Annotated in this window: 15 protein-coding genes; 12 read left to right on the top strand and 3 right to left on the bottom strand. The window is 37.9% G+C overall.

The window, feature by feature from the left end; genetic code table 11:
- Positions 1-35: 35 nt before the first annotated feature.
- The 3 genes from MCS_RS07820 to MCS_RS07810 all read right to left on the bottom strand — a co-directional run bounded on the left by MCS_RS07820 (position 36) and on the right by MCS_RS07810 (position 3403).
- Positions 36-1037, bottom strand: coding sequence for a bifunctional riboflavin kinase/FAD synthetase (locus MCS_RS07820; protein ID WP_004857392.1), 1002 nt, complete (start codon positions 1035-1037; stop codon positions 36-38).
- Positions 1037-1882, bottom strand: a complete 846-nt coding sequence (locus MCS_RS07815; protein WP_004857389.1) for a TIGR01459 family HAD-type hydrolase — start codon at positions 1880-1882, stop codon at positions 1037-1039. Before MCS_RS07815 ends, MCS_RS07820 begins: the two co-directional genes overlap by 1 nt.
- Before the next feature lie 759 nt (positions 1883-2641).
- Complete coding sequence (locus tag MCS_RS07810) at positions 2642-3403, bottom strand: thermonuclease family protein (protein ID WP_004857386.1); 762 nt, start codon at positions 3401-3403, stop codon at positions 2642-2644.
- Positions 3404-3757: 354 nt separating this feature from the next.
- Here MCS_RS07810 and MCS_RS07805 point away from each other — a divergent pair, with 354 nt between their 5' ends.
- The 12 genes from MCS_RS07805 (at position 3758) to MCS_RS07750 (ending at position 14350) form a co-directional block, all read left to right on the top strand.
- Entirely contained in the window at positions 3758-4081 is a 324-nt protein-coding gene (locus tag MCS_RS07805; RefSeq protein ID WP_004857382.1) for a TrbC/VirB2 family protein, read from the top strand.
- A 3-nt stretch (positions 4082-4084) separates the two neighbouring features.
- Positions 4085-4396, top strand: coding sequence for a VirB3 family type IV secretion system protein (locus MCS_RS07800; protein ID WP_004857380.1), 312 nt, complete (start codon positions 4085-4087; stop codon positions 4394-4396).
- Between the two features lie 36 nt (positions 4397-4432).
- Complete coding sequence (locus MCS_RS07795) at positions 4433-6787, top strand: VirB4 family type IV secretion/conjugal transfer ATPase (RefSeq protein WP_004857376.1); 2355 nt, start codon at positions 4433-4435, stop codon at positions 6785-6787.
- Entirely contained in the window at positions 6784-7263 is a 480-nt protein-coding gene (locus tag MCS_RS07790) for a TrbJ/VirB5 family protein (RefSeq protein WP_004857373.1), read from the top strand. The genes MCS_RS07795 and MCS_RS07790 overlap by 4 nt, the downstream gene beginning before the upstream one ends.
- Positions 7250-8197 (top strand): TrbL/VirB6 family protein, encoded by a 948-nt coding sequence (locus MCS_RS07785; RefSeq protein WP_004857370.1) that lies wholly within the window; start codon positions 7250-7252, stop codon positions 8195-8197. Before MCS_RS07790 ends, MCS_RS07785 begins: the two co-directional genes overlap by 14 nt.
- 189 nt (positions 8198-8386) lie before the next feature.
- Entirely contained in the window at positions 8387-8701 is a 315-nt protein-coding gene (locus tag MCS_RS07780) for a hypothetical protein (RefSeq protein ID WP_004857367.1), read from the top strand.
- Positions 8655-9359, top strand: a complete 705-nt coding sequence (locus tag MCS_RS07775; protein WP_195886773.1) for a VirB8 family type IV secretion system protein — start codon at positions 8655-8657, stop codon at positions 9357-9359. The genes MCS_RS07780 and MCS_RS07775 overlap by 47 nt, the downstream gene beginning before the upstream one ends.
- Entirely contained in the window at positions 9356-10222 is an 867-nt protein-coding gene (gene virB9 / locus MCS_RS07770) for a P-type conjugative transfer protein VirB9 (protein WP_004857361.1), read from the top strand. Before MCS_RS07775 ends, virB9 begins: the two co-directional genes overlap by 4 nt.
- Positions 10215-11366, top strand: coding sequence for a type IV secretion system protein VirB10 (gene virB10 / locus MCS_RS07765; RefSeq protein WP_004857358.1), 1152 nt, complete (start codon positions 10215-10217; stop codon positions 11364-11366). Before virB9 ends, virB10 begins: the two co-directional genes overlap by 8 nt.
- Entirely contained in the window at positions 11363-12433 is a 1071-nt protein-coding gene (gene virB11 / locus MCS_RS07760; protein ID WP_004857356.1) for a P-type DNA transfer ATPase VirB11, read from the top strand. The genes virB10 and virB11 overlap by 4 nt, the downstream gene beginning before the upstream one ends.
- Before the next feature lie 68 nt (positions 12434-12501).
- Positions 12502-12708 (top strand): antitoxin VbhA family protein, encoded by a 207-nt coding sequence (locus tag MCS_RS07755; RefSeq protein ID WP_004857353.1) that lies wholly within the window; start codon positions 12502-12504, stop codon positions 12706-12708.
- 10 nt (positions 12709-12718) lie between these two features.
- Entirely contained in the window at positions 12719-14350 is a 1632-nt protein-coding gene (locus MCS_RS07750) for a BID domain-containing T4SS effector (RefSeq protein ID WP_004857350.1), read from the top strand.
- Positions 14351-14525: the final 175 nt, after the last annotated feature.

Below are 14525 nucleotides of genomic sequence, written 5' to 3'. Positions count from 1 at the left end.
TACTATTGCCGCTTTTATAACATTCCTAGCTCAATTTAAGATGCATTTTTAAAAGTAAGCAACCGATCCAACTGTGACAATGGTTGTATTGTCATTAAAATTTCTTTTGCAGCTTTTTCATCGCATTGCATTTGTGCAATCAAAGGTTCAAGCCCATCAAATTTTTCTTGTTTTCGCAAAAACTGTAAAAAAGAAACAGTGCAGCTTTCTCCATAAAGATCATCATTAAAATCAAATAAATAAGTTTCCAACAGCGGGATCCCATCTTTCAGTACTGTTGGACGACAACCAAAACTTGCAACTCCATCATACAAAACACCATTAGCACGACGCAACCGTACCGCATAAACACCATGCGCTAAACTGGTTTGAGGAGACAACATCTGATTAGCAGTAGGAAACCCCAAAAGACGACCAAGTTTTTCGCCTTGGATAATATTGGAGCGAATACGATAGTGATACCCTAATAAATGAGCAGCCTTTTCTACCTGACCTTGCGAAAGAAGCTGACGAATAAAGCTAGAAGAAATCATCAACTGTTGCTGTTCTTTAGGGATAGATAAGCAAGGAATTTGCACAACCTCAAATCCATATTTTTTTCCCCTTTGAGAAAGAAACTGTACATTTCCACTTTTTTGGTGACCAAATTGGAAATTTTCACCTGTTACCACAATCGAAACATCAAAAACTTGTTTTAAGATTACATTGATAAATTCATCTGCAGAAAGAGTAGCAAAATGCGCATCAAAAGGTTGTTCAACCACACCATGAAAGCCAAGAATTTTAAAAATTTCAGCCTTTTCAGCGGCTTCTGTCAAGCGATCAACAGGAGCTGAACGTTGAAAAAAACTTCTTGGATGCGGTTCAAAAGTTAAAACAAGAGCTGGTTTATTTCTTGCACGTGCCAAATCAAGTGCTTTTTTGAGCACCGCCTGATGTCCACAATGAACACCATCAAAATTTCCAAGAGCCAACACCGCTCCCTGCCAAGCAACAGGAAGCATATTTATCCCCTGAAGACGCAAAAAATCAGACATTACTGAAGTGCCCACATAACCGCTTGTGGCTGATAGCCATAACGTTCAAGAAAAGCATGCAATGCTTGCTTATCCACCACACCGTTTTGCATATAGTCATAACGATGAATCCCACCCATAATGTAAAGCACATCAAGACCAAAATGGATTGCGCCTTTCACATCTGTTAAAAGACCATCACCAATAGCTAAAACTTGACTTTTTTCCACTTCCCCACGAATTTCTTGCAGTTTTTCAAAGGCACATTCATAAATGGGGGCATGGGGTTTACCGGCAATCCGTACCTCCCCCCCTAACTGTTGATAAAGGCGTGCCAATGCACCAGCACACCAAAATTCCTTATTTCCATAATGGACAATCACATCAGGATTAGCACAAATGAAAGGTAAATTCCGTCCCAACATACGATGAAACATATCCTCATAAGCTTGTGGTATTTCACCAAGATCTTCAAGGAAACCGCTACAAACCACAACAGAAGCTTCCCATTCTTCCACCAGTTCACAGTCTAATCCTTCAAACAACACCAAATCACTTTGCTGACCAATGAAAAAAACTTTACGCGGTGCAGCACGAATGAGATCGCGGGTCACATCACCTGAAGTAATAATGGCATCATAATAATTGCTATGAACATTCATCCTTTGTAATTGAATAACAACATCTTCCCGTGGTCGAGGTGAATTGGTCAAGAAAATAACATTTTTTCCCATCTCTCGAATCTGGCGCAATACTTTTAATGCCGGTTTAAATGCATGCACACCATTATGTACAACCCCCCAAACATCGCAAAAAACAGCATCATAATCCGCTATCACAGTATCAATATGGGTAAGTTCATTCATGCTTGCACCTGTTTATTTGCACCTGTTTATCAGACTGTCTTTTGTTTAAAAACTACTTATCGAAAGATAATTCTTCTGTCATCTGCTTTCTCAACACTTATTTTATCTTTTTCATTGCTTCACACTGTGTATATAGACTATGAAAATGATAAATAAGTTATTGTAAGTTATGTATAAAATTCTAAAACGCCTCACATCAGACACAAATAAAGAAATATTTCTATGCAAGAACGACCAACAAGCAAAAATATTACCTTTTCGCGTGCAAAATGCATATATCCAGCATATAAATATACGCCATTGTCTATGCAATGCATTGATCTTAAATAATTAAAAACATGCCATAGATTGTGTAAAAATTGTTTCATATTTTAAATTTTTATTATTAAAAATACTCTTTTATTCTGGAGCAAAAAAGTGATTTCATAACAGAATTTTTTATATTTTTTAACAACAATCTTCCTCTGCACTTCAAAGAGTTATCATTTCACTTGCTTTTGTAGTTTTTCTACTCTTTAAGGAGCATTGGTTTTGTAACTTACTCTCATTATACCTAGAAAATCCGATCTTTACCTTGAATTTATTCAATTACAAAGTAACAATTATATATTTTATTTCTGTTATATACAGAATTTGTAAATATAGTAGAATAGCAATAAAGCTCTTCATCATTATAAAACTGATGAAAAATACAGTAAAATAACTGGAAATTGCTTAGCCGTGTTGACTCTTTACTTCTTCTTATTTTTTTGGAAATCTTTAAGGATCAATGGGATTATAGGTGCCATTGTCTCTTCTCCAATCTTCTGGCTGCTGAAATTCACTAGACCACAATCCTTTTTGCGCTTTTTGTGCAGCAAGTTGTAAACTTTTATAATCTGCTGGTGATGGGAAATTGCGTTGATCTTTTGTCACAATCATCATGCCTTCAGCAAGCCCCAATTGTGCAAGATCAACCCCATCAACAAAACACTGTGCATAATGAATACCATTATGCACAATAGCCTGCTGACACGATACATGTTTCCCAAGAGTTTTTGTAACAAGCCAAGCTGTTGTAACCACACCACAAGGCCATACTTGATTGTTTAATTTTGCTTTTTGACGTGGCGCACATGTATCCACACCATATAAATGGATATTGTGGGTAATATGTTTACGCCAAGATGCTGCAACAGGAGTGAGTAATCTAAATGTAACACCACTAGTAACAGATGCCATGCCTTTAAAAGTAACTGCATTATGAAGAAAAACTCTGTCATTTTGATTTAAAGCCTGTTTATTTTCTATGAATTTCTGTTCGGCAATGGGTTCAGACAGCTGTCTTTTTTCCTGCGGTTTTCTTTCTTCAAAATGCATATTAACAACATCTTTGATATCCTGCATCTTAAATATCTCAAAAACGCTCAAATCCATTTTATCTCCATATTGATTTATCCCCCATAATATAGAACCCACAATGTAGACAATAACTATCAGTTTAAATCCAGATATTTTGGTATTCTTGCTGAAAAAACGCATTATTTCCCTGTCCTTTCAAATTTTTATGAACAACCTTCTTGCTTTTGAAAGAGAACTGTAAGCAAGATGTGTTGCACATTAACCACATTCTGTAAAAAAAATATCATTTTCACATTTTAAATATTGTCATTTTGACAAAATGCTACAACTTAAAATTGATTTGATAAAATGGCGCAACTGAAAATCCTCTGTCTTTATGGAGAGAGGATTTTGAGTATGAGGATCATTCACTGTCAAAGCTTTTAACAAAATTGAGAGGGGACTTAGGCTAGTGAAGTCTAAGGCGACGGAAATCTTTGACCTTTAGTTTTAGAGGCAAGGGGATGTCAACATTAAATTTTAAAGAGAGGTAAAATGTCAGACACTCTATCCAGAAATATTATTTTTATCGTTATCATGCTGTTGGTAGCGGTGCTCGTTATCTCGAATCCTTCTTTTGCCGCTGCTGCTGTATCAAATAGTTCTGGTCTAGGAAAAGTTGATAGTGTTTTACAGAGTATTGTGAATATGATGACGGGTTCAACGGCTAGACTTATCGCAATTATATGCGTTGCTGCCGTGGGCATTGGCTGGATGTCCGGCTTTATTGATTTACGTAAGGCGGCTTACTGCATTCTCGGCATTGGTATCGTTTTTGGAGCCCCTGCTCTCGTTGGCTCATTAATGGGGGGAACATAAAAAATGAACGAAGATCCTCTTTTCCTTGCCTGCACACGACCCGCCATGTTTGCTGGTGTTACAATAGAAGCCATGGCGCTTAATGTCATGGCAACAACCACTCTTTTTATTATAACAAGCAGCTTTAGCATGATCGGTCTTGGTGTTGGTATGCACTTTATTTTGCGTGAAGTGACTAAATACGATCACAACCAATTTCGCGTATTATTTGCTTGGCTCAACACACGAGGAAAACAAAAAAACCTTGGAAGATGGGGAGGAGGATCTACGTCTCCACTCCGTCTGATCCGCACTTACAAGGAACTAGGCCGATAGGTGTATAAAACATAAGGAACCAAGCAGTTGAAACAGATGTCAATTATGAAACGGGAAACTTTACCTGAAGACTATATTCCCTATATACGTCACGTCAACAAACATGTCATTGCTTTGAATTCACGCTGCTTAATGACAGTGATTGCTGTTGAGGGAATAAATTTTGATACTGCAGATACTGACTACTTAAATTCTTTACATAACCAATTAAATACCCTTTTGAAAAATATCGCGGATGAACGTGTTGCACTATATTCCCATATAATACGTCGGCGTGAAACGATTTATCCAAACAGCCGTTTTTCATCCTCTTTTGCAGCAACACTCGATGCAAAATACAAAAAGAAAATGGTTTCACAAGAGTTGTATAGAAATGATCTCTTCATTTCATTGCTGTGGAATCCGGCATCGGATAAGACTGAAAAACTCGCTTCCTTTTTTCAGCGCCTCACAACAGCAAAAAAAACACAGTCTGAACCAGATATGGAAGCTATTCGTAAGATTGAAGAGTTAAGTCAAGATCTTATACAAGGCTTAGAAAGCTATGAAGCTCGTCTGTTATCAACCTATGAACATGAAAACATTTTATTTTCTGAACAAAGTGAATTTCTTCATCAGTTAGTAGGAGGAAGACGTGAACGTATTCCGCTTACATTTGGTACCATTGCATCAACAATTTACTCAGATCGTGTTATTTTTGGTAAAGAAATTATCGAAATTCGCCATGAAAACAAAGAACGTTTTGCAGGCGTATTTGGCTGGAAAGAATATCCCTCTAAGACACGCCCTGGGATGACTGATGGTTTGCTGACTGCACCATTTGAACTTATTTTAACGCAGTCCTTTGTCTTTAAGAGCAAAGCAGCTGCAAGTGCTATTATGGGACGTAAACAAAATCAAATGATTAATACAGCGGATCGTGCTAGCTCACAAATTGATGCGCTTGATGAAGCACTTGATGATTTAGAGTCAAATCGTTTTGTTTTGGGTGAACATCATCTCTCGCTAACCGTTTTTTCTGACCACCCAAAGACATTGGCTGAATACCTTTCAAAAGCCCGGTCCTATTTAACCAATGGTGGAGCGGTTATCGCCAGAGAAGATCTAGGATTGGAAGCAGCATGGTGGGCACAATTACCTGGAAATTTCAGCTATCGTGCGCGATCTGGAGCCATTACCAGCAGAAATTTTGCTGCTTTATCACCTTTTCATTCTTTTCCCATTGGAAAACTTGACGGCAATGTTTGGGGAGCTGCTGTCGCATTGCTAAAAACACAAGCGAGTTCGCCTTATTATTTTAATTTTCATTATGGTGATCTTGGTAACACTTTTATTTGCGGTCCATCGGGATCTGGTAAAACTGTAATTGTTAATTTTCTTCTTGCACAATTACAAAAACATAATCCAACAATGGTCTTTTTTGATAAAGATCAAGGTGCAGAGATCTTTGTGCGTGCTGGAGGTGGAAAATATAAACCTCTTAAAAATGGTCACCCCACTAATATAGCACCATTAAAAGGTATGGAATATACTGAAAAAAACAAAATTTTTCTTCGTAATTGGATCTTAAAGCTCGTTACAACAGAAGACCAAACGGTCACAGAACAAGAACGACAAGATATTGCCAGAGCCATTGATTCTTTAGAAAGTCTGCCACGTGCACAGCGTTCTCTCAGCGCTCTTCAATTGTTTTTTGATAACACATCAAAAGAAGGTATTGCCATACGATTACAACGTTGGATCAGAGGCGAAGCTTTAGGCTGGGTATTTGATAACGATAAAGATGATCTCAGTTTAGACGCTCAATTTATTGGATACGACATGACGGATTTCTTAGATAATGAAGAAATTCGGCGCCCTTTGATGATGTACCTCTTTCACCGCATTCTTGATCTTATTGATGGACGGCGCATTATTATTATTGTTGATGAGTTCTGGAAAGCGCTTGAAGATGATTCATTTAAAGCCTTTGCACAAGACCGTCTCAAGACAATCCGTAAGCAAAATGGCTTGATGCTATTTGCAACACAAAGCCCGAAAGATGCTTTGAATTCAACAATTGCACACACCATTATTGAGCAATGCCCTACCCAAATATTTTTTCCAAATCAAAAAGCGAATTACCGTGATTATGTTGAAGAATTTAAGCTGACTGAGCGTGAATTTGAACTCATTCAATCAGAATTAAGCAGAGAATCCCGTCGTTTTCTCATCAAACAGGGACAAAGTTCCGTTGTTGCAGAACTCAATCTACGTGGAATGAACGATGAGATCGCCATTTTAAGTGGTACCACCAAAAATATCGAACTCATGAACCAAATTATCAGCGAATATGGAACAGATCCTGACACATGGCTACCCATATTTCATGAAAGGAGAGAAAATCAATGAAAAAATATGGCTTAATCACTCTATTATCTTTATTTTGTATCTCTCATACAACAGCACAATCCGAACCAAATGCTGATGAATATTATAAAAAAGCATTAGAAAATACACAAACACTGGATACCGGGGGACAAGAAACAGCGGAAACCATTTATAAATTAGCAAATGATGCTACAAAAAAAATTAAAGAAATAAATGAAAAGCTTGCCACTATTAAAGCAGAAAAATCTGAAAACCTAGAGGAGCTACAAAATCTTCAACGAGATCTTCAAATAGAATTGTCCATTCTTCAAGCAAATTTGCAAGCGGATGCTTTAAAACTTCAGTCTCTTGAAATGATGGCAGCAAAAGATACAAGAACAAAAACTGCAATCCGTGAAGAGGAAGAACAACAAAGATATAAAGTTCTTGGAGACACAATAAAAAAAGAACTTAAAAAATCTGAAGAAAAAATTAGGAATTTGAATGTCGGACTTTAGTTTTTCTCCTTTTGAAAAAATTTCTGGGTATATTTTACAACCACTCAACAATGCGATGGATACAATGGTGGATGGTTTATCTACTGCTATCTCAGCACCTTTAAATCTTGCCTCCATCATCTTTATCTTTTTATATGGTTATAATGTTATGACTGGTCGTGTTGCTCTTTCAATGCATAGCCTTCTCAATAATGTCGTTAAAATCGTTGTTGTGACAACAATGGCAACGAATGCGGATACTTTTAATACCTATGTCAAGAATATTTTCTTTGATGATTTAGCAAACGCTATTGGAAACGCTCTCAACAGCAATCCTTCTGACTCTAATGTTTTTGATTATATTTTGTTACAGGCGAGTTCCCGCTATCAAGAGGTCTTATCTAAAGCTTGGTTCCTTGAAAAAATTATGGTTGGCCTTCTTGGCTCTTTAATGATTATAGCTGTTATTATTTTTTGTATAGGTGGTTTTATTGTCCAAATGTTTGCACAGGTCGCACTTGTAATGATTATAGGACTAGGACCACTTTTCATTAGTTTATATTTGTTCAATGCAACCAGAAAATTTACTGATGCATGGATTACAACATTAGCAAATTTTACCGTTTTGCAAGTTCTAGTGATCATGCTGGGAACGATTATGTGTAAAATTATCTTGCACGTCCTCAGAGGGACATATGATTCAATCTATCTCCTTTTCCCTCCTGTCGTTGTCATTTCGATAGTAGGTGCTATTCTCTTCCGTGCACTTCCTGGTATTGCCTCTGCATTAGCGAGTGGGGGACCATACTTTAACTCTGGAATATCTTCGGGTGGGCAGATTTTCTCGATGCTTTCCCATGGTGGAAGAGCAGCAAAAAATGCAGTTTCAAAAGTTTCTGGTGCAGCAGGTGCCGCAGCAAATGCTGCAAAACGTGGAGGTCGTGGTGCATTTTAATATCCAACACTTTTTTTAAGAGTTAGAGTTTTTGTCTTTTTCATGAACGCGCTAATGCGCGTTCATGATGCAGAAACTACGTGAAACACCTGATCTTCTTGGTTTTATAATTTTATCATACGCTTTGTTAGGATTGTTTAGAGCAAAAAAACCATGCGTTGTATTTCAAAATATTTGTGAGTTCAAAAAATGAAACAAAAGAGTATCGTTATTGTAATCTTGATGATCATTCTTACTGGCTGTGCCTCACTCAATGGCCCCAAAAAACCGCCAAAATGTAATGGTCAGCATACCCGTGCTTTAAATAAAGATAAATGGGATTGGGCCAATAAAAACGTCATCTTACCAGAAAAGATCATTAGACCTGTTACAACTCCTATCATTCTCAACACGCTAGAAAGTGAAAAAGCAGCGGCCAACACGGTGTTAAATACAACCTCCTTAAATCCTGTAAGTCATAAAACGCTCTCTAATAAAACTGTGGAGGTTTCGCGTGAAAAGTAATGAATTTAATGAATATATAAAAGAGGCTCGCTCCTTCGATATTGATCGTATGCATGGCATGCGACAACGGATGAGAATTGCCCTAGCTTTGACGGTGCTTTTTGGCTTGATAACAATCGCTTTAGCATTAGCTGTAGCAGCCTTAACGCCCTTAAAAACCGTAGAACCCTTCGTGATCCGCGTTGATAACTCTACAGGCATTGTCGATACTGTCAGCGCTTTAAAAGAAACACCTAATGACTATGATGAAGCGATAACGCGCTATTTTGCAAGCAAATACGTTCGTGCACGTGAGAGTTTTCAAATATCCGAGGCGGAAAACAATTTTCGCTTGATTTCTCTTTTATCTTCACCAGAAGAACAAACCCGTTTTGCTAGATGGTATGCAGGAAACAATCCAGAAAGTCCACAAAATATCTATCAAAACATGACAGCTACAGTCACAATCAAATCCATCTCCTTTTTAAGCAAAAACCTCATTCAAGTACGTTACTACAAAACAGTGAGAGAATTAAATGGAAAAGAAAACATTTCCCATTGGGTTTCGATTTTAAATTTTTCCTATATTAACGCACGCATTTCAACAGAGGACCGATTAGTCAACCCACTTGGCTTTCAAGTATCGGAATATAGATCTGACCCAGAGGTGATACAATGATCAGATTTTTAAAGACAATCTTTTTCGCATTTATTGCCGTAATAAGCTGTCTTACAGGACCATCATTTGCTGAAACCGCTCCTGTTAGTGCACGCAAAGACAATCGTATCAGATTTGTCAATTATGATCCACATAATGTCACGCAAATCATTGGAACCATTCGTTCTTCTGTCCAGCTTGAATTTGCTGAAGACGAAGAAGTGACCTATGTGGGTATTGGCAATTCTGTTGCTTGGCAAGTTGCACCAGCCGGCCACTTTGTCTTTCTGAAACCACGCGAAGTCCAACCTATCACCAATTTACAAATTGTAACAAGCCGCCAAGATGGCAAAAAACGCTCTTATCAATTTGAACTCCAAATACGTGAAGGCGATGTTTCCGTGGGAAATGAGACATATTTTCTTGTAAAATTTCGCTATCCAGAAGATGAAGCCTTGCGGAGAAAGTTAGCTGAAGCAGCAAAAGCTGAACAGCATAAAGAAAATTTTGTCAATGATATTTTAAATCTCCATGAGGATTTTGGACCACGCAATTGGGCTTATGAAGCACAAGGTTCATTTCTAATTGAACCAAGCTCTGTCTATGACAACGGTAAAACAACAACCTTTATATTTTTGGGCAATGTTGAAATCCCTGCCATTTATCTTGTCTCGCCTGATGGACAAGAATCTCTTGTTCCAAAATCTATTAAAGGAAATAAGGTCATTGTCCATGCCACGGCCGCACAATTCACTTTGCGGCGTGGAAATGAAGTGCTGTGCATCTTCAATAGGAGGTTTGTACCTGAAGGAATTAATCCAGAAACTGGTACAACATCACCATCTGTACAACGTAAAGTGAACATAGGAAACAGTCATGAATGACGAAATAGATGAAAAAACCATCAATGATCGCGATACGATAAAAGATGGTCAAGGAAAAAAACAGCGTTATAATGCAAGCAAAGCAATCGCTCTTGTTATTCTTTTCGGTGTCTGTATTTATTTAGCATATTCAACGCTTGTCACAGGCAAAAAACAACCGATTGAACCTCCAAAAGAAGGGGTTATTAAGCAAACAGAGCTTTTCCACCCTGTTCCGCCAAAACCTCTCTCTCCTGAACCGAACAACCAAAACGAAGCCCTTTTGCCCAAAGTTGAGCTTCCAACACCAAAAATAAATCACCAAAACGCCAATGATCCACTCTTAGAAGCAGCGCAACGTGCTCCTGTATTAGCTTATGCAAACACACAACAAAACCAAACAACTCTGAATAATAACCCTTCGCTTGACCAATACGAAAACAATCCGAATGAAACAGTACAAAACTTTAATTATCTTCTCCAATCAACAAACCTTGCAAGTGCGCGTGCATCAACCCTTGGTAATCGAAACTATATTATCGCAATGGGTGCCTCCATTCCCTGTATTTTAGAAACAGCAATCAGCAGTGATCAACAGGGTTTTGCCAGTTGTATTGTCTCCAGAGATATCTTATCAGATAATGGACGTGTTGTCTTACTTGACAAAGGTACACAAATTGTTGGCGAATATCGCGCCGGATTAAAAAGAGGCCAAAATCGTCTCTTTGTGCTATGGAATAGAGCAAAAACACCAAATGGTATCATTATAACCTTATCCTCCCCAGCAACGGATTCTTTGGGACGTTCTGGTATTGACGGCGATATTGATAACCATTGGTTAGAGCGTATTGGATCTGCACTGCTTATATCGATTGTCAAAGACGCAACACGTTATACTAACAAATATTTATCGAAAGATTCAGAGACAAATAGCTCTGAAACAGTCTCTTCAGGACAAAACATCGCAAATATTCTCGTAGGAAATTACACCAATATTCCTCCAACATTGACCAAAAATCAAGGAGAAATGATCAATGTCTTTGTTGCTCGTGATTTAGATTTTTCCAATGTTTACAAATTGGAAGTGATCGAAAACAAAAAACAGATTGTGAAACGCGCCCTTTCAAGAAACTTTCATAAAAAAACTCTGGTGACTGAGAAATGAACGAAAATGTACAAAAGTTTGGGGATGAAACCATCGCAATCGTTTTAACTAAACTGGAACCAATCAGTGCCTTTCTGAAAGATGATAGTCTTTTTGAGATTGTCATCAATCGTCCTTATCAAGTGATGACGGAAGGTGTTGAGGGATGGAAAACAATAGACACGCCATCTCTTTCGTTTAATGAGCTCATGGGCATCGCTAAAGTTGTTGCCTCTTATTCCAAGCAAAGTATATCCGAAAAAAATCCAATATTATCTGCAACACTACCTGGCAATGAACGTATTCAGATTGTCATTCCTCCTGCCGTAGAAAAAGATACGATCAGTATGACAATTCGAAAACCATCATCGCGGAATTTTTCACTCGAAGATTTAGCAAATAAAGGGATTTTTTCCGTGTGTGAACAAATCTCATTTACACCTTTGAAAAATTACCATACACGTCTTAATGAACTCAAAAGCACTGAGCATAACTTAACAACGGCTTACTATCATAAGGATTTCGTCTCCTTTTTAAATCAAGCTGTACAACTACAAAAAAATATTCTCATTGCAGGAAAAACAGGCTCTGGAAAAACAACACTATCAAAAGCATTAATCGCCAAAATTCCCCCTGATGAGCGTATTATCACCATTGAAGATACACCAGAATTGGTTGTACCACAGCATAATTGTGTCTCTATGATCTATTCCAAAGATGGACACGGCTTATCTTCTGTTGGACCCAAAGAATTGCTTGAATCAGCTTTACGCATGCGGCCTGACCGTATTCTTTTGCAAGAACTTCGAGATGGAACCGCTTTTTATTATATCCGCAACGTCAATTCAGGACATCCAGGTTCGATCACAACAGTTCACGCATCAACAGCACTTTCTGCATTTGAGCAAATGACACTTCTGGTTAAAGAAAGTGAGGGAGGAAGTGATTTAGAGCGCGATGATATTCGCGGTCTTTTGATTTCAATGATCGATATCATTGTTCAATGCAAACGAATTGAGGGAGAATTTAAAGTCACCGAAATTTATTATGATCCGTTCAAACAAAGAAACATCTTTGGAGGTGATTAAGAGAAAATTACACCTGTTCCACCGGCTTTTTTTTAAGCAAATATTGAAAAGCTGAAAAGGAAAAACAAATGAAAAGAGAAACGACAAAAAAATTTTCATCACTCACACCAGAAGAACTTAAAAAGCGCCGTCAAGCAGTTGATGCTGCTATTAACGCACATGCAATTGAAGGAATAATGCTCCATCCAAAAACACTCGAAATTTTAGAAGAGTATGCAAGAGGGAATATTTCACTAGAGGAATTTAATACTCTTATGGATAACGCTATATTATAAGGAGGCAATTATGCCAAAAGCAAAAACAAAAGCAAAAAATATATTGTCCATTTCCCCCCATAATTATACCTATCCTAAGACTACCACGCTTAAAAATAAATATGGAACAAAAAATTTAAAAACCTTTCTGGACAAATGTTCGCATGACACAACAAAAGCAATGATCAATCTGCGCGAAGAGCCCCTGCCAGAACAGTTTGATTCCTCTTATTTATGTTATATTCATAAAAGATTGTTTTCCAATACATTTGAATGGGCTGGACAGCTCCGCAATATCCCCTTCACATTTGAAGATGGCACCACTGCTGCCATGCCAGAAATGAAAAGAACAGGCTGGGAAAATGCTTTTGCAATCGGCTATGAAATCCAAGAAGGCTTACAAAGATTAGATCAAGCGCTTGCCGAAAAAAACAATTTGCAAGGTTTAACGCGCGAAGAATTTATCTCTGAAGCAATGGAAATGTTCAATTCTCTCAACCATATCCACCCTTTCAGAGAAGGTAATGGACGCACACAACGGGTTTTTTTTGAAAACCTTGCCAAAGCAGCAGGCCATCAGCTTGAATTTTCACTTGTAACAAAAGAACGCATGATGATTGCAAGTGTTGCAGTAACAGAAGGCAATCTAGAACCTATGCAACACCTGTTTGAAGATATTTCTAATCCAGAAAAAATACGTGTTTTAAGAGAATTTATGGACAACATGAAAAATATCGGGCGTAATGTTAGTGATCGTCCCGTTATGGTTGCAAAGCAAGGTGAAACCTATACAGGCACTTATAGAGGCGCTGGTTTTGAAGGATTTGCGCTCAACGTAAAAGGTGCTTACATTATCAGTTCAAAAGACTACCTCACACCAGAACAACTGAAAACATTAAAACCCGGTGACAAATTCACCTTTACAGCCCCAAAAGCTGAAGAGCTTGAAAAAGTGCTCATCCCAAAAGAGGAATTAGCACCGCTAACAAAAACTGAACTTGCCGAAATGGCTGCAGAAACCGCCTGTATTCATACAAGTCGCAAACAAATACAGCGTTTGTCAAAAACTGTTTATGGCAGCTCAAAAGCATTAGACAAACAGATGGTGGAAATTATCAAAGATCCAAACTTTGGACAAAAGCTCATCCAACAGATTGAAAGCTCTCCGAGTTCTATTGCTAATCTCGCAGGTTTCGACTTCCTATGTATAAAAACTCAAAGACGCGCAATCGCTGAAGAGAACGTTTCTTTACTCTGTAATGCAATTATAAATTATACCCATGCTGTAGAATATACCACAAAAGAAATCCTGCAAGAACATCAAGCAAAACAAAAGCGCTACGCACAAGCAGTAGCAATGCCGAGTAAAAATTTGCAAGAACTTCTTTCCTTACCACAAGAATTACAGCAAGAAGCCTTAATCAACTCCCCTCTTCTTCGCCAAGAACTCTGTAATCTTGTTAAAGATATCAATTGCCGTCTCTCTCCAGACGAACATAAAGCAATTAAGTGCGGTAATCATGAAACACTCTCTACCAGTGTTGGTATATCAGAACACAAAGCAAAGGATATTATAACAATTGTTCAGAATATAAAAGAAACCTACAAGCAAGCACAAGAACGTACAATAAGTCGTTCAAATACGTTAGCCATAGCCCACTAAAATGAGGCATGACATCTTTATTTGAATAATCTGGAGTGAATTGTGTTGATCATGATAAAGGAGATATTTAACGTCATAAAATGGACACGGCTTATCTTCTGTTGGACCCAAAGAATTGCTTGAATCAGCTCTACGCATGCGGCCTGACCGTATTCTTTTGCAAGAACTTCGAGAT

Source organism: Bartonella doshiae NCTC 12862 = ATCC 700133, from assembly GCF_000278155.1.
GTDB classification, from domain to species: domain Bacteria; phylum Pseudomonadota; class Alphaproteobacteria; order Rhizobiales; family Rhizobiaceae; genus Bartonella; species Bartonella doshiae.
The sequence above is the reverse complement of the archived record's forward strand: the minus strand, read 5'-3'. Positions and strand labels throughout refer to the sequence as shown.